The sequence below is a fragment of the Stenotrophomonas sp. FR010 genome (assembly GCF_047520755.2).
GTDB classification, from domain to species: Bacteria; Pseudomonadota; Gammaproteobacteria; order Xanthomonadales; family Xanthomonadaceae; genus Stenotrophomonas; species Stenotrophomonas sepilia.
This window is the reverse complement of sequence record NZ_JAXBQT020000020.1, coordinates 1-18,136: the sequence shown is the minus strand read 5'-3', so window position 1 is coordinate 18,136 and position 18,136 is coordinate 1. Positions and strand designations below refer to the sequence as shown.

Annotated in this window: 13 protein-coding genes; 6 read left to right on the top strand and 7 right to left on the bottom strand. The window is 66.8% G+C overall.

Annotation, left to right across the window (positions count from 1 at the left end):
* Positions 1 to 152: 152 nt before the first annotated feature.
* Entirely contained in the window at positions 153 to 1,394 is a 1,242-nt protein-coding gene (gene serA, locus ACM0PK_RS16580; RefSeq protein ID WP_033833465.1) for a phosphoglycerate dehydrogenase, read from the top strand.
* Positions 1,395 to 1,488: 94 nt separating this feature from the next.
* Here the strand turns inward: serA and ACM0PK_RS16575 are convergent, their stop codons facing one another.
* On the bottom strand, positions 1,489 to 2,103 hold the full coding sequence (locus ACM0PK_RS16575) for an NUDIX hydrolase (RefSeq protein ID WP_111008329.1): 615 nt from the start codon (positions 2,101 to 2,103) through the stop codon (positions 1,489 to 1,491).
* 132 nt (positions 2,104 to 2,235) lie between these two features.
* Here ACM0PK_RS16575 and ACM0PK_RS16570 point away from each other — a divergent pair, with 132 nt between their 5' ends.
* The 5 genes from ACM0PK_RS16570 (at position 2,236) to mtnC (ending at position 7,763) form a co-directional block, all read left to right on the top strand.
* Positions 2,236 to 3,705 (top strand): amino acid permease, encoded by a 1,470-nt coding sequence (locus tag ACM0PK_RS16570; RefSeq protein ID WP_111200478.1) that lies wholly within the window; start codon positions 2,236 to 2,238, stop codon positions 3,703 to 3,705.
* A gap of 88 nt (positions 3,706 to 3,793) precedes the next feature.
* On the top strand, positions 3,794 to 5,221 hold the full coding sequence (locus tag ACM0PK_RS16565; protein WP_053500013.1) for an amino acid permease: 1,428 nt from the start codon (positions 3,794 to 3,796) through the stop codon (positions 5,219 to 5,221).
* A gap of 551 nt (positions 5,222 to 5,772) precedes the next feature.
* Positions 5,773 to 6,414, top strand: coding sequence for a methylthioribulose 1-phosphate dehydratase (locus ACM0PK_RS16560; protein ID WP_111201759.1), 642 nt, complete (start codon positions 5,773 to 5,775; stop codon positions 6,412 to 6,414).
* Positions 6,415 to 6,506: 92 nt separating this feature from the next.
* Entirely contained in the window at positions 6,507 to 7,064 is a 558-nt protein-coding gene (locus ACM0PK_RS16555; protein WP_065177596.1) for a 1,2-dihydroxy-3-keto-5-methylthiopentene dioxygenase, read from the top strand.
* Positions 7,065 to 7,067: 3 nt separating this feature from the next.
* Positions 7,068 to 7,763 (top strand): acireductone synthase, encoded by a 696-nt coding sequence (gene mtnC / locus ACM0PK_RS16550; RefSeq protein ID WP_061479251.1) that lies wholly within the window; start codon positions 7,068 to 7,070, stop codon positions 7,761 to 7,763.
* Between the two features lie 81 nt (positions 7,764 to 7,844).
* Here mtnC and ACM0PK_RS16545 read toward each other — a convergent pair whose 3' ends face one another.
* The 6 genes from ACM0PK_RS16545 to ACM0PK_RS16520 form a co-directional block, all read right to left on the bottom strand.
* The gene (locus ACM0PK_RS16545) at positions 7,845 to 10,463 is read right to left on the bottom strand and encodes a beta-mannosidase (protein ID WP_111201760.1); all 2,619 of its coding nucleotides are present in this window, start codon (positions 10,461 to 10,463) and stop codon (positions 7,845 to 7,847) included.
* Positions 10,464 to 10,553: 90 nt separating this feature from the next.
* Entirely contained in the window at positions 10,554 to 11,780 is a 1,227-nt protein-coding gene (locus ACM0PK_RS16540; protein WP_065177594.1) for an AGE family epimerase/isomerase, read from the bottom strand.
* Positions 11,777 to 12,772 carry a carbohydrate kinase family protein gene (locus ACM0PK_RS16535; protein WP_111201761.1) on the bottom strand — a complete coding sequence of 332 codons (996 nt, stop codon included), beginning with the start codon at positions 12,770 to 12,772 and terminating at the stop codon, positions 11,777 to 11,779. Before ACM0PK_RS16535 ends, ACM0PK_RS16540 begins: the two co-directional genes overlap by 4 nt.
* A gap of 7 nt (positions 12,773 to 12,779) precedes the next feature.
* Positions 12,780 to 14,093 (bottom strand): L-fucose:H+ symporter permease, encoded by a 1,314-nt coding sequence (gene fucP / locus ACM0PK_RS16530; protein ID WP_414607487.1) that lies wholly within the window; start codon positions 14,091 to 14,093, stop codon positions 12,780 to 12,782.
* Positions 14,094 to 14,153: 60 nt separating this feature from the next.
* Complete coding sequence (locus ACM0PK_RS16525) at positions 14,154 to 15,203, bottom strand: LacI family DNA-binding transcriptional regulator (protein WP_005416345.1); 1,050 nt, start codon at positions 15,201 to 15,203, stop codon at positions 14,154 to 14,156.
* Between the two features lie 96 nt (positions 15,204 to 15,299).
* Positions 15,300 to 17,765, bottom strand: a complete 2,466-nt coding sequence (locus ACM0PK_RS16520; RefSeq protein WP_111201762.1) for a GH92 family glycosyl hydrolase — start codon at positions 17,763 to 17,765, stop codon at positions 15,300 to 15,302.
* Between the last annotated feature and the right edge of the window lie 371 nt (positions 17,766 to 18,136).

Below are 18,136 nucleotides of genomic sequence, written 5' to 3'. Positions count from 1 at the left end.
CGTGAAGAACGGGCAAGCGTGCCAGCGGCACGCGCCAGCGTCCAGCCCCGCAGCCGGGCCGATAGCTACGGATGCAACCAATTGCGCACTGCACCATGAGCGCCGTGATCTGGCATATTGGTTGGCCCCTGTCCCACTGGCCGTGTTGCCCCATGTCGCCGAAGAAGACCTCGTTCCCGAAGCAGGATATCCGCGTGCTGTTGCTGGAGGGGGTCAGCCAGACCGCCGTGGAGGTGTTCAGCGCCGCCGGTTACAGCCAGATCGAAGCGCACACCAAGGCGCTGCCCGAGGACGAATTGAAGGCACGCATCGCCGAGGCGCACATCGTCGGCATCCGCTCACGCACCCAGCTCAGCGCCGAGGTGCTGGCCGAGGCCAAGCGCCTGATCGCGGTGGGCTGCTTCTGCATCGGCACCAACCAGGTCGACCTGGATGCGGCCGAACTGGCCGGCATCCCGGTGTTCAATGCGCCCTATTCCAACACCCGCAGCGTGGCCGAGCTGGTGATCGCCGAGGCGATCATGCTGACCCGCGGCATCCCGCAGAAGAACGCCGAATGCCATCGCGGCGGCTGGTCGAAGTCAGCCAGCGGCAGCCATGAAGTGCGCGGCAAGACGCTGGGCATCATCGGTTATGGCCACATCGGCACCCAGGTCGGCGTGCTTGCCGAATCGCTGGGCATGCAGGTGATCTTCCACGACGTGGAAACCAAGCTGGCACTGGGTAATGCGCGTGCAGCGGCCAGCCTGGACGACCTGCTGGCACGCGCCGACATTGTCACCCTGCACGTGCCGGAGACGCCGGCCACGCAGTGGATGATCGGCAGCACCGAGCTGGCGAAGATGCGCAAGGGCGCGCACCTGATCAACGCCGCCCGCGGCACCGTGGTGGACATCGATGCGCTGGACGCTGCGCTGGCCAGCGGCCACGTCGGTGGTGCCGCGCTGGACGTGTTCCCGGTTGAACCGAAGGGCAACGGCGATATCTTCGAGTCGCCGCTGACGCGCCACGACAACGTGATCCTGACCCCGCACGTGGGCGGCAGCACGCTGGAAGCGCAGGACAACATCGGCGTGGAAGTGGCGGCCAAGCTGGTGCGCTACAGCGACAATGGCAGCACCCTGTCGGCGGTCAACTTCCCGGAAGTGACCCTGCCCGAACACGAAGACAGCCTGCGCCTGCTGCACATCCACCAGAACGTGCCGGGCGTGCTGTCCAAGGTCAACGAGATCTTCTCGCGCCACAACGTCAACATCGACGGCCAGTTCCTGCGCACCGACCCGAAGGTGGGTTACGTGGTGATCGACATCACCGCCAGCGAGGAACAGGCCGCCGCCGTCCGCGACGAACTGGCCGCCATTCCAGGAACGTTGCGGACGCGCATTCTGTATTGACGCGCGTCCCGCCTTGTACGTGTAGAGCCGAGCCCATGCTCGGCTGCGGTTCCGGCCCACATCGAGCCGAGCATCGGCTCGGCTCTACAGGTTGCTAGCGCGCCAACCACCGGCGCGCCATGCGCTGCATCGATTCATCCGATTCGGGGTCGGCCGCGACTTCGGTCACCGCCCGCCAGGCCAGGTCCAGCGATTCCTCGCTGAGCACGAAGGCCTCGCCACCCAGCGCCCGGATCACGAAACGCACGTCGTAGTGCCAGTGCCCCGGCACGTCCTTGCGCTCGGGAATCCAGTGCTTGTCCAGATCGAAGATGGCCGGGTCTTCCAGTACCAGGCCGCTCAGGCCGGACTCCTCCTCGGCTTCCTTCAGCGCCACCTGCGCCAGATCACGGTCGCCGTCGGCGTGACCGCCCAGCTGCAGCCAGCGCTGCAGCTTTCGGTGATGGGTGAGCAGCAGGCGCTGGCCGTCGGCACTGACCAGCCAGCAGCTGGCGGTGAAATGCCCGGCCAGCCGTTCGCGACGGAACGGATCTTCTGGATCGTCCAGCAATGTGCCGAATTCGGCAGCCAGTGCGTCGTGGGCGGGCTCGCGGCGGGCATAGTCCCGCAACAGGCCGCGCAGGCGATCGTCAAGCACGGCAAGGGTTTCGGCGGTCTGGCGCATGAATGGGGGCGGTTCGGAAAAATACTGCTCATTATCGCCGTTCATTGTTGCGATTGCGCTTGTGCGTTGGCTTCAGCTTTGGCTAAGGTACAGCGGGCCGTTCGCACGGCCTTCACCATTCAAGGTTGCCGGCAACGTATCGGCGGCCCACCCCATCCGATCATTAGGAAGTACTGCATGCTGAAAGCTCTGTTGAGGGTCAAGCCGGTCCAGCCGGCCGGGCACGTCGATGCCGGCGAACCCATCGAAGGCAGCCTGGACGGCGAAGCCACGTTGAAACGGACCCTCACGGCTAAACACCTCATCCTGCTTGGCGTGGGTGCGGTGATCGGCGCTGGTATCTTCGTGCTGACCGGCCAGGCCGCAGCCAACCACGCCGGCCCGGCGGTGATGCTGTCGTTCGTGCTGGCCGGCTTCGCCTGCGCCCTGGCGGGCCTGTGCTACGCCGAGTTCGCGGCGATGATGCCGGTCTCCGGCAGTGCCTACTCCTATTCCTATGCCACCCTCGGCGAAGGCATGGCCTGGTTCATCGGCTGGTGCCTGGTGCTGGAGTACCTGTTCGCCTCGGCGTCGGTCGCGGTGGGCTGGTCGGCCTACCTGATCAGCTTCATCACCACCACGCTGCACATGCCGTTCCCGGACCTGCTCAGCGCCGCGCCCATCGCCTGGACCGGCAGCGAGTTCGTCTCCTCCGGCAAGCTGTTCAACCTGCCGGCGGTGCTGATCGTGGCGGCGGTGTCCGGCCTGCTGTACGTGGGCGTGACCCAGTCGGCGTTCGTCAACGCCATCATCGTGGCGATCAAGGTTACCGTCATCTGCCTGTTCATCGGCATCGGCGCGGCCCACATCGATCCGGCCAACTGGCAGCCCTTCATTCCGGAAAACACCGGCGTGCCGGGTGAGTTCGGCTGGAGCGGCATCTTCCGCGCGGCCACCATCGTCTTCTTCGCCTACATTGGTTTCGATGCGGTCTCCACCGCCGCCGGCGAAACCAAGGATCCCCAGCGCAACATGCCGATCGGCCTGCTCGGCTCGCTGGCCGTGTGCACCATCGTCTACATCATCGTCTGCGCGGTGCTGACCGGCATGATGCCGTACCACCTGCTGGGCACCGACAAGCCGGTGGCCACCGCGCTGGAGCCCTACCCGACCCTGTCCTGGCTGAAGACCCTGGTCGAGATCGGCGCCATCGCCGGCCTGTCCTCGGTGGTGCTGGTGATGATGATGGGCCAGACCCGCATCGCCTACACCATTTCCCGCGACGGCCTGCTGCCGAAGTTCTTCGGCAAGGTCCACGCTCGTTTCCGCACGCCCTATTGGGCCACGATCGTGGTCGGCGTGATCGCCGCCGCACTGGCCGGCCTGGTGCCGCTGAACGTGCTGGGCGAACTGGTCTCGATGGGTACCCTGCTGGCTTTCGCCACGGTCTGCATCGGCGTGCTGGTGCTGCGCTATACCAAGCCGGAGATCCATCGCCCGTTCCGCGTGCCGGCGGTGTGGATCATCTGCCCGCTTGGCGCTGCGGCCTGCCTGTTCCTGTTCTGGCAGGCGTTCGTGGTGCACTGGCACCTGTTCGTCGGCTGGACCGTGCTGGGCATGCTGATCTATCTCGGCTATGGCATGCGCAACAGCAAGCTGGCCCAGTAACCCTGATCCGCCTACGGGCCGGCCCTGTGCCGGCCCGTCCGTTTTCCCCGCGCGCCAGACACGGCGCGCTTCGACAAGACCACCACACATGTTCAAGCAACTGTGGGCCACCAAGCACCCGCATGCCGCCCATGAAGACGCCAACGGCCTGAGCCTGCGCCGCCACCTCGGCCCCTGGGGCCTGACCGCCCTCGGCATCGGTGCCGTGATCGGCGGCGGCATCTTCGTCATCACCGGCCAGGCCGCCGCCAACCACGCCGGCCCCGCGATCATGCTGTCGTTCGTGCTGGCCGCCATCTGCTGCGCCTTCTGCGCGCTGGCCTACGCCGAGTTCGCCTCGATGGTGCCGGTCTCCGGCAGCGCCTATACCTATACCTACGCCACCTTCGGCGAACTGTCGGCCTGGTTCATCGGCTGGATGCTGGTGCTCGAATACGGCGTCTCTGCGTCGGCGGTGGCGGTCAGCTGGACCGGCTATTTCCTCAGCCTGCTCAGCCAGTTCGACATCCATCTACCGGCGGCGCTGGTCAGTGCCCCACTCGATGCACAGCTGCGCCCCACCGGCGCGATCGCCAACCTGCCGGCCGCTGCGCTGGTACTGCTGCTGACCTGGCTGTGCTACGTCGGCATCAGCAAGTCATCGGCAATGAACATGGCGATGGTCGTGCTCAAGACCGGCCTGATCCTGCTGGTCATCGTGGTCGGCTGGAAGTATGTGGACACCAGCAACTGGACCCCGTTCATTCCCGCCAACGAAGGCCCCGGCAAGTACGGCATGGAAGGCGTACTGCGTGGCGCGGCGATGGTGTTCTTCGCCTACATCGGCTTCGAGGCGGTATCGGTGGCGGCGCAGGAATCGAAGAATCCGCAGCGCGACATGCCGATCGGCATGATGCTGTCGCTGGTGGTCTGCACCGTTCTGTACATCGCGATGGCCGCGGTGATGACCGGCCTGGTGCCGTTCCAGCTGCTGGGCACCGACGAACCGGTGGTGACCGCGGTGGCCGCGCATCCGCAGCTGGGTTGGCTGCGCTGGGTGGTCGAGGTCGGCGCGCTGGTCGGCCTGTCCTCGGTGGTCCTGGTGATGATCATCGGCCAGCCGCGCATCTTCATGATCATGGGCCGCGACGGCCTGCTGCCGCCGGTGTTCACCAGGATCCACCCGAAGTACCGCACCCCGCACATCAACACGGTGATCACCGGCATCGGCATCGCGCTGCTGGCGGCGCTGTTCCCACTGGACATCCTTGGCGAGCTGACCTCGATGGGCACGCTGATCGCGTTCGCGGCGGTGTGTGCCGGCGTGCTGATCCTGCGCCGCACCCAGCCGGACCTGCCGCGCCCGTTCCGCATGCCGATGGCCTGGCTGATCTGCAGCCTGGGCGTGCTGAGTTGCCTGGCCCTGCTGTCGGCGATGACGATGCACAACTGGATGCTGATGGGCGTCTGGACCTTCGTCGGTTTCGTGATCTATTTCTGCTACGGCTTCAGGCACAGCCGTCTGCGGGGTAAGTGAGGTTTTCTGCATTGCAGGGCCTGCGGCCCTGCACCCGCCTTTGAAGCCGGAGCAACGGCAAGAGCGGGACTGTGGGTTTGGCGGGGAGGCATGGGTTCGCGGGGGACGCCGCAAGTACGTCCATGTAGGCTTGGCAGCCGCATCCATGCGGCTGACACCCCCGCGAACCCATGCCTCCCCGCCCCTGACAGTCTCCCGGCGCGTCCGGTAGATCCACGCCATGCGTGGATGAAGCGTTCCCGGAAACGAATGTATCGGGACGAATCTTCTGTAGAGCCGAGCCATGCTCGGCTCCGAGCAAGCGCAGCGCCGCGACCCGCTTTTCGCTCTTCCTTCTTCACTCCGTGGCCGGCCGCACGCCGGAACCTGTCCGAGGCGGGGCGGGTGGGCCGTGCAGGGGCGTGAGCCGCATGGATGCGGCGACCGAGCTTACAGGGACGTACTTGCAGCGTCCCCTGCACGACCCGCCCGCCCCGCCAACCCCATGAACCGCTCTACACGACCCGCCACGAGGGGCTCAGCCGTTGGCCGAATCCAGTAAAATCGTCGGCATGAACGCCCCCACCTTCCCCTACGACACCGCGCGCCTGAGCGAACTGGCCCAGCTGCTGATCGACAACGTCCGCGAACTGGCCCATGCCGGCTGGACCCCGGCCACCAGCAGCAACTTCTCCCACCGCCTGGACGATCGCCACGCGGCGATCACGGTGTCCGGCAAGGACAAGGGCCGCCTGATCGAGGACGACATCATGGTGGTGGACTTCGACGGCCAGGCCGTCGGCCGTCCGCTGCGCCCGTCCGCCGAGACCCTGCTGCACACCCAGTTGTACCGCCGCTTCCCGGAGGTCGGCTGCGTGCTGCATACGCACTCTCCGGTGCAGACCATCGCCTCGCGCCTGTACGCGCCGCAGGGTCATATCCGCCTGGAAGGCTACGAGCTGTTGAAGGCCTTCGCCGGCAACAGTACCCACGAAATGGCCATCGATGTGCCGGTGTTCGCCAACACCCAGGACATGAACGTGCTGTCGAAGCAGGTCGATGACCTGCTCGACCGGCGGAACCTGTGGGGCTATCTGATCGATGGCCACGGCCTGTACGCCTGGGGCCGCGACATGGCCGAGGCACGCCGCCACCTGGAAGCGTTCGAGTTCCTGTTCCACTGCGAACTGGAGCTGCGCAGGCTGCGCGGCTGAACCGGCGCGCAGGTGCAGATGCCGATCCGGAATCTGCGCCCTACACCCACCCTGCTACCCTGTCTTCCCCCCGAGACGTTCAAGCTGCCGCCATGAGCCGACTGCGCATCTACGACGACACCCGCCCCGATTCGCCGCTGCTGGACACCCAGGACGGCGCGGTCATCACTGCCGAGCTGCAGAAGATCGGCGTCACCTTCGAGCGCTGGCAGGCCACCGCGCCCGTCGCACCGGGCGCCAGCCAGGAGGAAGTATTCGCCGCCTACCGCGCTGACATCGACCGCCTGGTCGCCGAGCGCGGCTTCAAGAGCGTGGACGTGGCCTCGATCGCCCCGGACAACCCGAATCGCGCCGAGCTGCGCAAGAAGTTCCTCGACGAGCACTTCCACAAGGAAGACGAAGTGCGCTTCTTCGTCGCCGGCTCGGGCCTGTTCACCCTGCACGTGGGTGACAAGGTCTATGAGATCGAGTGCGTGAAGGATGACCTGATCGCCGTGCCCGATGGCACCACCCACTGGTTCGACATGGGCGAGGAACCCAGCTTCGTGGCGATCCGCTTCTTCACCGAGCCGGATGGCTGGGTCGGTCACTTCACCGGCACCGACATCGCGCAGAAGTTCCCTCGTTACGTACCCACCCAGGCGTCCTGATCCATGCAAGCCCGCGTCATCCTGACCGATATCGAAGGCACCACCAGCAGCATCTCGTTCGTCAAGAACGTGCTGTTCCCCTATGCGCGCAAGGCATTGCCCGCGTTTGTCGCCGAGCATGGCCAGCAGCCGGACGTCCGCCGCTGGCTGGATGCGGTGGCTACCGAGATCGGCGGTGCCTGCCAGGACAGCCTCGTGGCCGAGACGCTGCAGGGCTGGATCGACCAGGACCGCAAGCACACCGCACTGAAGGCGCTGCAGGGGCTGATCTGGGACGAAGGCTACCGCCGTGGCGACTACACCGCGCACTTCTACCCGGAAGTAGCGCCGGTGCTGAAGGGCTGGCACGCTTCCGGCCTGCCGCTGTACGTGTACTCCTCCGGCTCGGTGCCGGCGCAGAAGCTGTTCTTCGGGTTCAGCGACGCCGGCGACCTCAGCCCGCTGGTGTCGGGCTGGTTCGATACCGAAGTCGGCGGCAAGCGCGAGGCCGACAGCTACCGCCGCATCGTGCAGGCCATCGGCGTACCGGCCGGCGAGATCCTGTTCCTGTCCGATGTGGTGGAAGAACTGGATGCCGCCCGCGAAGCCGGGTTGCAGACCCGCCTGATCGATCGCCTGGATGATTACCCGATGCCGCGTACCGGCCAGGCCGCCAACGGCCACGAACGGGTCGAGAATTTCCAGCAGATCCAGCTGTAAGCAAAATGGTAGGTGCCAACCTTGGTTGGCATGCTGCTGGTGTGCCAACCAAGGTTGGCACCTACCAAAGCGGGAAACCCCTCAACGGTCGTTGAGGGTCTTCACCTTCAGCGCTTCGCGCAGGGTAACCAGATCCACCGGGCCGCGCACCGCGATATCACGTGTTTCGCCCGGCAGCAGGTCCAGCAGGTTGTCTTCGACCTGCACATCCAGCGCGCCGAAGTCGATCCACGCCGCGCGCACGTACGCCGCGCTTTCCAGCCGCAGACGATAGTGGTCCCCTTCGATGGACAACGTGGCCTTGAGTTTCTGCCGCGGCAACAGCTGGTCCTTGGCCTCAACGAAACCGACCACCTGCCGCGCGCTCACGTCGCCGTGCTGCAGCAACTCGAACACCGCCACCGTACGCGTCGCGTCGGCACCGGCCAGCAGCTCTGCATCGCTGAAATCGCCCATCGAGGTGACACCCGCCGCCACCAACGTCACCGTTTCCTCGCGACGACGCAGCACCTTCCCCTCCACGTCCATCACCCGCAGACGCCAGCGCGCTTCCAGTGAGGCGCCATCATTGATCAGGCGCACCCGCGTGCTGCCCTCGTCGCGCAGCGCTGCCACCGTCACTGGCGCGAAGAAACGCCGCGCGGCGAAGTGCAGCGCCTTCCAGCGGCCGAAATAGTCCACGCTGGACCACGAGGCGCCGGGCCAGACATCGTTGAGCTGCCAGTACAGCGAACCCATCGTGTATGGCCGCGAGGCGCGATGATGCAGCGCCGCCAGTGCGATGCCATCGGCCTGCATCACTTGGCTGAGATAGACGAAGTCCTCGAAGTCCTTCGGCGTGCCGTAACCCAGTTCGATGTAGTGCAGCAGGCGGCTGTTGCCCTCGCCGGCCATGAATTTCTGGTGCGCGCGGATCACCGGGCTGTCGATGCGCTGTTCGGCGCGGGTGGCGATCTGGTCCACTGTCGCCACCGACGGCCACGCCTGCAGCCCGTACTCGGACATGAAGCGCGGCGTCTCGCGCAGGTAGGCCTGCACCGGCAACGCCGGATTGCCCCAGACCTGCCAGTAGTGCTTGTCGCCACGCGTTGAATCGTTGGCCTTCTCGTCAAAGTCGTTGCTCGGTGAGCTGGACCAGTACGGCACGCCCAGCCCCTCCTCGCCCACAACCTGGCGCAGGTCGTTGCCGAACAGGTCGACGTAGCCCTGCCAGACCTTCGCCGCAAATGCCGGGTCGGCCGCCTTCAGGTCGCGGCCGTGGCCCCAGTCCTTCCAGGCGGTTTCTTCCTCGTTGTTGCCACACCACAGCACGATGCTGGGGTGATGGCGCAGACGACGTACGTTGTCGCGTGCTTCGGCCACCACGTTGGCACGAAACGCCGGATCGTAGCCCGGCTGCATGCCGCCGCCGAACATGAAGTCCTGCCACACCAGCAGGCCCAGTTCGTCGGCGATGTCGAAGAACGCGTCCTCCTCGTAGTAGCCGCCGCCCCAGTTGCGCAGCATGTTCATGTTTGCGTCGCGCGCGGCCGTCAGCACCTGGCGCAGGCGTGCGGCATCGACGCGCGCGGGGAAGGCATCGAACGGAATGACGTTAGCGCCCTTGGCGAAGATCTCCACGCCGTTGATGACGAAGGCAAAGCCCTGCCCGCCCTTGCGGTCTTCCTCGCGGCGCAGTTCGACCGTGCGCAGGCCGATGCGCTGTTCGCGCGCCAGCTCCGGCGTGCCACCTTGGTCCAGGCGGGCCTGCACCATGTAGCGGTCCTGCGCACCGTGGCCGACTGGCCACCAGCGCCGCGGATCGGCCAGTTCAACCGGAACCTCGATGCTGTTCTGGCCGGGCTTCAGCAGCACCGTGCGCTGCACCTGGGCCACGTTGCGGCCCTGCGGATCGCGCACATCCACATTCACCACGGCCGAGCCCGCCGCCGCGCCCTGCTCCACTTGCAGCAGCACGGCCAGCTTCGCCTGCTCCGCGCTCAATGCATCTGTACGCACCGCAAGATCGGTCAGGCGGTGAGCCTCCCAGGCCTGCAGGTCAACCCCGCGCCAGACGCCGGCGGTGACATAGCGAGGCCCCCAGTCCCAGCCAAAGTGGTAGGCCGGCTTCCGCGCGAAGTTGCCGACCATCGCCTCCTTCGGCTCATCGCCATACGGCGACGGGTAGTTGCCAGCGATTTTGTGCGGCATTGCCTGCACGCCCGGCAGCAGGGTGCGGATAGGCGAACGGAACACGATCTGCAGTTCATTGTCCCTGGCCCGCAGGCGCCCATTCACGCGCGCGCGCCAGGTCCGGTGCGCGTTGTCCGCGCGCAGCAGCGGCTTGCCGTTGAGGCTGACGTCGGCGTAGGTATCCAGACCGTCGAAGCGCAGCTCGGCATTGGGCTTGGCCAGCGTCGCCGCATCCACGTCGAAGCGGGCGCGGTACTCCCAGGCGGCCAGGCCGATCCATTGCAGTTCGGCCTCTGGTGCGCCGACATACGGATCACGGATCAGTTCGTGAGCCAGCAGGTCGGTGTGCACGCTGCCCGGCACCGTCGCCGCCCGCCATTGCTGCAGACCTGGATGAGCGGCGCCCTGCGCGTCGCCGGGCAGCATACGGAACTCCCACTGTGCCTGCAGCGGCGTGGCAGCGACCGGGAAGGCGGACGCCGCGATCAGCAGCAGGAGCAGGCGGACAACGAGGGGAAGGCGATGCACGGGATGCTCCTGTCTTTCCGCCGGGCATGGTCCGGCGCTACCTGCAAGTCCAGTTCACGGCAGCGCCGGGCCATGCCCGGCGCGCCAACCTCAACGCACCACGTTCAACACTTCGTAGCACGCACCCATGGTGTGGTAATCCACCTTGCCGGCCGGGCTCTTCTCGTCGCTGTACTTGCGATTGTCGGCATCGAGGATGCGGAACCAGGCGCCGTACCGGTGATCGACGAAGTGTTCCCACGAATACGCCCAGATACGCTCGTACCACTGCCAATAGCGGTCATCGCCGGTACGCTTGGCCATCAGTGCGGCGGTCGCAAGCGTCTCCGCCTGCACCCAGAAATACTTGTCGTCGTCGCAGACGAAACTGTCGCCACCGATCGGGGCGCCATCCATGCCCGGCTGCCGGCGCGACTCCGGCGCGAAACCGTAGTACAGGCCACCCCGCGCCTCGTCCCAGCTGCGCGCCACGGCCACGTCGAACAGGTGCTGCGCGGTCGGCACCAGCCAGTCGACCTGCACATGGCGGTCCAGGATCAACAACAGCTTGGCCCATTCGGTCTGGTGGCCCGGCTGGAAGCCCCACGGGCGGAACAGGTGCTTGGGGTCGTCCAGGTTGTAGTCCCAGTCGATCTCCCAGTTGGAATCGTAGTGCTCCCACACCAGGCCACCGGCCTTGGCGGCCTGGCGGCGGGTCATGTTGTCGGCCAGCTGCAGCGCGCGCTCCACATAGCGCTGTTCGCCGCTGGCCTCGAAGGCGGCCAGCATCGCCTCGCACATGTGCATGTTGGCGTTCTGGCCACGGTAGCCGGTGAAATTCCACTGCCCATCGGCTTCGTCCTTGTAGAGGCCGTGCTGCGGCTCCCAGAAGCGCGCTTCCAGCAGCTGCCAGGTCTCGTCCATCCATGCGCGGGCCTGTTCGAGACCGGCCTTCAGTGCGCAGCTGTAGGCCAGCAGCACGAACGCCACGCCGTAGCAGTGGTTCATGTCATCCTCGACCTTGCCATCGCGCAGGGTCCAGGCGTAACCGCCGGTGGCCGGGTTGCGGTGCACCTCGCGCAGGTAGCGCACGCCGTGCTCGACTGCCTCACGGTATTCGGCGTTGCCGAATTCGCGGTAGGCCATCGCATAGTTGAAGACGAAACGCGTGCTGCTCACCAGATGGCGATGGTTGGCGTCGTAGATGCTGCCGTCGTCACGGAAGTAGTGGAAGAAGCCACCGTTCGGGTCGATGCAGCGCGGGTGGTAGAACGCCATCGTGTCGGCGATGTGCGCGCGCAGGAACGCGGGCGAACGGAAGTCGGGGGAGGTGCTCATGCGGTAATGTCCTGGGCCTGCAGCAGCTGCTGCACTTCATCGAGCGAGGGCATCGCGGCGAACGCGCCCTTGCGGGTAACAGCCAGCGCACCGACCGCAGCACCGAAGCGCAGCGTGGCGGTGATCGCCTCCGGGTCCTTGCAGAAGGCGGCAAAACCGGCACCGGCGCCGCCGCGCTCCAGCAGCCCAACCAGCACGCCACCGACGAAAGCATCGCCAGCCGCCGTGGTGTCGACGGTAGCCACGCGGAAGCTTGTGATCGTGCCGTGGTTGTCGCGCGTGTACCAGTGCAGCGTGGCCGCACCGTCGGTGACGATCACCCAGCGCGCGCGCGAAGCGAGCAGGCGCCGCAGTACCGCTGCCTCGCCATCGGCACCCAGCGGCGCGGCCAGGTAGTCCAGCTCCTCGCGCGACAGCTTGACCAGGTCGGCGCGTTCCAGCGCCTGCCACAGGCGCGGTGTCGGGTCCTCGTTCGCCGGCCACAGCGCCGGACGCAGATTGAGGTCGAGGCTGACCACCGCGCCAGCCGCACGCGCGCGATCCATGCCGGCGAAGGTCGCCTCGGCGATGGCCGCTTCGGTCAGGCTGTTGGAACAGACATGGAAGCACTGTGCGCTGTCGAAGCACGCCGCCTGGAAGTCGCTGTCACGGAACAGCAGGTCGGCTGCCGGCGGGCGATAGAAGCTGAAGCTGCGCTCGCCGCTGGCATCCAGTGCGACGAAGGCCAGTGCGGTCTTGGCCGCATCGGTACGCACGATGTAATCCGTGCCCACGCCGTGCTCGACCAGGCTGTCGGCCAGGAAGTCGCCGAACATGTCGCGGCCCAGCGTGCCGACGAACTGCGTCTTCGCACCCAACCGTGCGGCCGCAACGGCAACGTTGGCCGGTGCACCACCGGCGTACTGCAGGAAGGCGCGCGGCGTGTCGGCCGAGGCCGGCGGCTGCGCTAGTAGATCGATCAAAATTTCGCCGAAGCAAACGATGGCACCCATTCCGGACTCAGCCTCCCTGCGTTGCGGAGGCCGGCGTACGCGCGCCGACCAGTCCGTAGAAAATGATGTAGCCGTAGCACAGCAGCGGCAGGATGAAGCTGGCCTGCACACCGATGTGGTCGGCCAGGACGCCCTGCAGGTACGGCACCACGGCACCGCCGACGATGGCCATGATCAGCAGGCTGGAGCCCTTGTTGGTCAGTGGCCCCAGGCGCTCGATGCTCAGCGCGAAGATGGTCGGGAACATGATCGAGTTGAACAGGCCGATCGCCACCACCGAGTACAGCGCGATGTTGCCGGAGCTCAGCATGGTCGTGACCAGCAGCGCCACGTTGACCAGCGCGAAGATCGCCAGCAGGCGGCTGGGCGAGAAGCGCGCCAGCAGCGCTGAACCCGCGAAGCGGCCGATCATCGCCATCGTCCAGTAGGCCGACACGTAGTGCGTGGCTTCCTGTTCGCTGAAGCCACCGATGTTGGGCATCGACAGGTAGTTGACCAGGAAGCTGCCGATCGACACCTCAGCGCCGACGTAGAAGAAGATGCCCAGCACGCCCAGCAGCAGGTGGCGCTTGCGCAGCGCATCCAGGTAGCTGTGGTGGTGGCCCTGGTCGGCCTGCTCGGTGGCGTCGCTCAGCGCCGGCAGGCGGAACAGGAACACGAACAGCGCCAGCAGCACCAGCGCCACGGCCAGGCCCACGTACGGTCCCTGCACGGCCTGCGCCTCGGCGGCACGGTAGGCCAGCTGCTCGGCCGCCGGCAGCGCCGCGATGTCGTCAGCGCTCTTGACAGTGTTGGACAGGATCAGCATGCCGCCGAAGATCGGCGCGATGGCCGTGCCCAGCGAGTTCAGCGCCTGCGCCAGGGTCAGGCGGCTGGAACTGGTCTGTTCCGGGCCCAGCAGCGCGACGTACGGGTTGGCGGCGACCTGCAGCACGGTAATGCCCGTGGCCAGTACGAACAACGCACCGAGGAAGGCGCCGTACACGCGCAGTTCGGCCGCCGGCCAGAAGCCCAGCGCGCCAATGCCGGCGATCACCAGTCCAGCCACGACGCCCTTCTTGTAGCCCAGCGCCGCCACCAGGCGGCCCGCCGGCAGCGACATCAGGAAGTAAGTACCGAAGAAGGTGAACTGCACCAGCATCGCCTTGGCGTAGTTCAGTTCGAACACCGCCTTCAGGTGCGGGATCAGGATGTCATTGAGGCAGGTCAGGAAGCCCCACATGAAGAAGATCGTGGTCACGACAGCCAACGCCTTGCCGTTGGTGACGGCGGGTGCGTTGCCCGAAGAACCCGATGGACGGGGCGTTGCGGAGATCGGCATGCGGTACGCGCCTCGATGCGCGGAAGGTCGTTGTTGCGTGGAAGGGGTATGCGGAAGGAATCAGTTCGGTCGTGCGGCACTGCTTTCGCGGATGCGCAACTGCACCGGCGCGACCGTGCGCCGAGGCGGCGCGTCGGGTTCGTCCAGCCGCTGCAACAGCAGCGCCGCAGCCTGGCGGCCACGCTCGCGCGGGTCGGCGGTGAGCGTGGTCAACGGCGGTACGGCCACCGCCGCCTCGGAAATATCATCGAAGCCGGTGACGGCGAAATCGCCGCCCGGACGGATGCCGCGCGAGTTCAAGCCCAGCATCAGGCCCAGCGCGACGGTGTCGTTGTAGCAGACCGCCGCACTCGGCCGATGACCGTCGGCGAAGAGTTCATCGGTGCGCGCTGCCGCTTCCAGGCGGTTCGGGGCCGACTCGATCATCCAGCCCGGCGGCAGCGAAAGACCGGCCTCGGCCAGCGCCTGCTGGAAACCCGCGCGGCGCTGGTGGCAGGAACTGGATGCGGCGTGGCCCCCGAAGAACGCGATCTGGCGGTGGCCGCGCTCGATCAGGTGGCGCGTGGCCAGATAGGCGCCGTGCTGGTTGTCCAGGGTCAGGAAGTCCCAGTCGGCCCCGGCCAGTTCGCGGTTGAACAGCAGCACGTTGGCATTGGCACCCAGTGCCTGCCGCAGCTGCGCGGTATCGCTGCCCTCGGCCGGCGACAGGATCAGGCCGGCCGGGGTGTGCTCCATCAGCGTGGACAGCACCGCCTGCTGCCGCTCCGGCGATTCACCCGTGCTGCCGAGCAGGGTCACGTAGCCACGCCCGCCCAACGCCTCGTCCACGCCCGATGCGAACTCGGCGAAGAACGGGTTGGAGAGATCGTTGATCACCAGCGCGATGCTCGACGAGGTACGACGGCGCAGGTTGGCCGCCGCGCGGTTGTAGACGTAACGCTGGCGGCGCAGTTCGGCCTCGACCTTGGCGCGGGTATCGACGTTGACCAGCGGGCTCCCACGCAGCACCAGCGACACGGTTGCCCGTGACACGCCGATCGCGCGCGCGATGTCGGTCACCGTCACCGCCTTGCCGGCGCGCTTGCTGGGACTGTTGCCGTTGTCGTTCATCGTCTTCCCGGACTCCGCTGGAGGCTCAAGCCTAATGGATCAGGGCCGTGTCGTGCCGTGCCGTTCGCTGGGTCAGCGCGAACGGCACAGTCCGGCTCAGCGCAGCTGGCTGCCCGGTGCCGCGCACCAGGACACCGGCAGGTCCTTCACCGCGGTGCCCCAGCCCTGCTCCGGCGCCTTCGCGTCGAGCGCGAACTGCAGGCGCGGGCCCTGCTGCAGGCGGTCCCAGTCCAGCCACACCGGTGCATGCGCCTGGCCGTCGACCCGCACACCCTGCACGTATTGCAGGCGGCGGCCATCGGCACCCGGCGCGTCGATGCGCAGGGTTCGGCCATTGCCCATATCCACTTCGACCTTGCTGAAGCGCGGCGTGTGCAGCAGGAACTGGCCGCTGCCCGGCACCGCCGGGTACACGCCGATGGCGCTGAACAGGTACCAGGCAGACATCGTGCCGAGGTCATCGTTGCCGGTCACGCCATTAGGGGCATTGGTGAACAACTGCTGCGCGGCACGCACCACGGCGGCGGTCTTCCACGGCTGGCCGATCAGCGTGTACAGCCACGGCGAGTGCAGGTCCGGCTCGTTGTTCGGGTTGTAGCGGAACTGGTTGTAGTAGCTGTACGGCCCCACCACCCACGCCTTGCGGGCGGCATTGAGCGGATCGGCCTGCAGCGCGTCCATCGCGAAGAACGCATCCAGGCGGCGACCGGCCTGTTCGCGGCCGTCCATCGCTTCGACCAGGCCCGGCACGTCCTGCTGCGCCAGCCACTGGTACTGCCACGCCGTGCCCTCATGGAAACCGTGGTGCGAACGCGGGCTGTAGTGGCCATCGGCCGGCGTGTACCACTGGCCATCCTCGGTGCGCGGGCGCGGGAAGCCGGTGAAACCCGTCTCGGCATCCCGGACCTGCGGGTCCCACACCTTGCGCCAGTTGCGGCCACGCTCACGCAGCGTCGCCGCATCCTGCGCATGGCCCAGGCCATCGGCCATCTGCGAGAGCGCGCAGTCGGCCAACGCATATTCCAGCGTGGCCGAACCACCATGGTGTGGATCGACATCCATGCCCTTGGACGGGAACGCGCGGTCGTAGGCCACATAGCCCTTGTCCAGGTAGGTCGGGTTGCCGGAGCGTCCGGCCATGCGCGAGTTCAGTGGCGGCGTGCCGAAGGCATTGCGGCGCAGTGCATCCCAGGCCTGCGATTCACGGCCCTTGAGCGCGCCGAAGCGCCACAGGTCGACCATGAACGGCGTGACCGGATCGCCGGTCATGATGTTGGTCTCGAAGTTGGCATAACCCCAGCGCGGCAGCCAACCGACCTGTTCGTCGATCGCCAGCAGGGTACGGCCGATGTCGCGCGCCACGTCCGGGCGGGTCAGCGCCAGCCACTGGTTCTGCGCGCGGTAGGTATCCCACAGCGAGAAGTACTCGTAATAGGTCCAGCCATCGGCGCGGTGGATACCGTCGTCATAACCGCGGTAGCGGCCGTCGGCGTCGTTGCCGGTCATCGGCTGCAGCAGTGCGTGATAGACCGCGCTGTAGAACACCGCGCGGTCGTCGGCAGTGCCGCCCTGAACACGCACCCGGCCCAGCTGCTCGCGCCAGGACTGCTGGGACAGCGCACGCATGCGGTCGAAGCCGAGCAGCACCCCATTCTGCATGCCTTCTGCGCGCAGGTTGGTGCGCGCGCCTTCGGCATCCACGTGCGAGATCGCGCTGACCGCCGTCACCGACTGGCCCTTGGCCAGGTCGAAGCTGAGCCAGGCGCCGTTCGGCTTCTGCTCGCCTTCCATGCTGTGGCGCGCGCCCGGCAGGCCACCGCCCTCACCCCAGGTGCCATGCGCCTTGAAGGGACGGTCGAACTCGATGCGGAACCAGGTGGTGTACTGGTGGCCGCCACAGAAGCTCTTGGTGACCAGTTTGCCTTCCACCACACGATCGCCGACCACATCGACCACGCTGCCGATCACCGAATGGCGCTCGTTGGCCTGGCCGACGTTGACGAGGACGTGGCCATCGCCGCTGCGCTGGCTGAAGGTGTAGCGCTCGGCCGCGGCACGGGTACGCGCGGTCGCCTCGGCATCGATGCCACCGTAGCTGGTCAGGCGCACCTTGTAGTAGCCGGCCTGGCCGACCTCGCCATCGTGGGTGTAAGCCGACGCATAGGCCTTGTGGTCGAACTGCTTGGCGTTGCCGGTATCGAAATCGCCACCCGGACCGATCGAGCCGGTCACCGGCAGCACCGACACCTGCCCGCCCTGTTCCCAGCAACCCGCGCCGGACAGGAAGGAGTGGCCGAACCCGCGGATCTTCTCGTCGTCATAGCGCCAGCCCGAGTAGTGGCTGCCGATCGGACTGACCTGGATCAGGCCGAACGGTGCCGACGCACCCGGGAACGTATTGCCGTCGTCCTTGCTGCCGATGAAGGTGTTGACCTCGCGCTCCAGCGCTGCCGGGGCAGCCTGCAGCAGCACCGGCACTGACGACAGCGCGAGCAGGCAGGCCAGGCGCACCAGCGGGCGCGAGGACAATGGGACGGCGGGAGCGGACGGCACTGGGCGCATGTCGGGTTCCTGTAGTCGATGACGCGGAGGCAGACGGCCGGGGGCGTTCGGCACCGTTCCGCTGAGCCCTGCCCTGACCTGCAGAGAGCTCCCCCTGGAATGACGCCCGACCCACCAGACCGTGAATTTAGATCGATTCAAGTAGAGCATGCAGGTTCAGCCGAATGCATTCTGCGGCGCAGCATGAGAGGGGGTGTTCGGCAGGGCTGCGCCCTGCACCTGCTACGAGCTGGAGCAACAGCAACCGCAACAGCAGAAGCAACAGCAGAAGCCGGTTTCCTGTGGGGAGTCGGGGTGGGTCCGGTTGCGGGGGACGCCGTAAACCCGTCCCTGGGGGCTTGGCCGCCGCCGTCATTCCGGCTGGCGCCGCC

Bases quoted from the DNA above. Each gene is read 5' to 3' on its own strand.
- serA (WP_033833465.1), top strand. From the start codon at position 153: ATGTCGCCGAAGAAGACCTCGTTCCCGAAGCAGGATATCCGCGTGCTG.
- ACM0PK_RS16575 (WP_111008329.1), bottom strand. From the start codon at position 2,103: ATGAACGGCGATAATGAGCAGTATTTTTCCGAACCGCCCCCATTCATG.
- ACM0PK_RS16570 (WP_111200478.1), top strand. From the start codon at position 2,236: ATGCTGAAAGCTCTGTTGAGGGTCAAGCCGGTCCAGCCGGCCGGGCAC.
- ACM0PK_RS16565 (WP_053500013.1), top strand. From the start codon at position 3,794: ATGTTCAAGCAACTGTGGGCCACCAAGCACCCGCATGCCGCCCATGAA.
- ACM0PK_RS16560 (WP_111201759.1), top strand. From the start codon at position 5,773: ATGAACGCCCCCACCTTCCCCTACGACACCGCGCGCCTGAGCGAACTG.
- ACM0PK_RS16555 (WP_065177596.1), top strand. From the start codon at position 6,507: ATGAGCCGACTGCGCATCTACGACGACACCCGCCCCGATTCGCCGCTG.
- mtnC (WP_061479251.1), top strand. From the start codon at position 7,068: ATGCAAGCCCGCGTCATCCTGACCGATATCGAAGGCACCACCAGCAGC.
- ACM0PK_RS16540 (WP_065177594.1), bottom strand. From the start codon at position 11,780: ATGAGCACCTCCCCCGACTTCCGTTCGCCCGCGTTCCTGCGCGCGCAC.
- ACM0PK_RS16535 (WP_111201761.1), bottom strand. From the start codon at position 12,772: ATGGGTGCCATCGTTTGCTTCGGCGAAATTTTGATCGATCTACTAGCG.
- fucP (WP_414607487.1), bottom strand. From the start codon at position 14,093: ATGCCGATCTCCGCAACGCCCCGTCCATCGGGTTCTTCGGGCAACGCA.
- ACM0PK_RS16525 (WP_005416345.1), bottom strand. From the start codon at position 15,203: ATGAACGACAACGGCAACAGTCCCAGCAAGCGCGCCGGCAAGGCGGTG.
- ACM0PK_RS16520 (WP_111201762.1), bottom strand. From the start codon at position 17,765: ATGCGCCCAGTGCCGTCCGCTCCCGCCGTCCCATTGTCCTCGCGCCCG.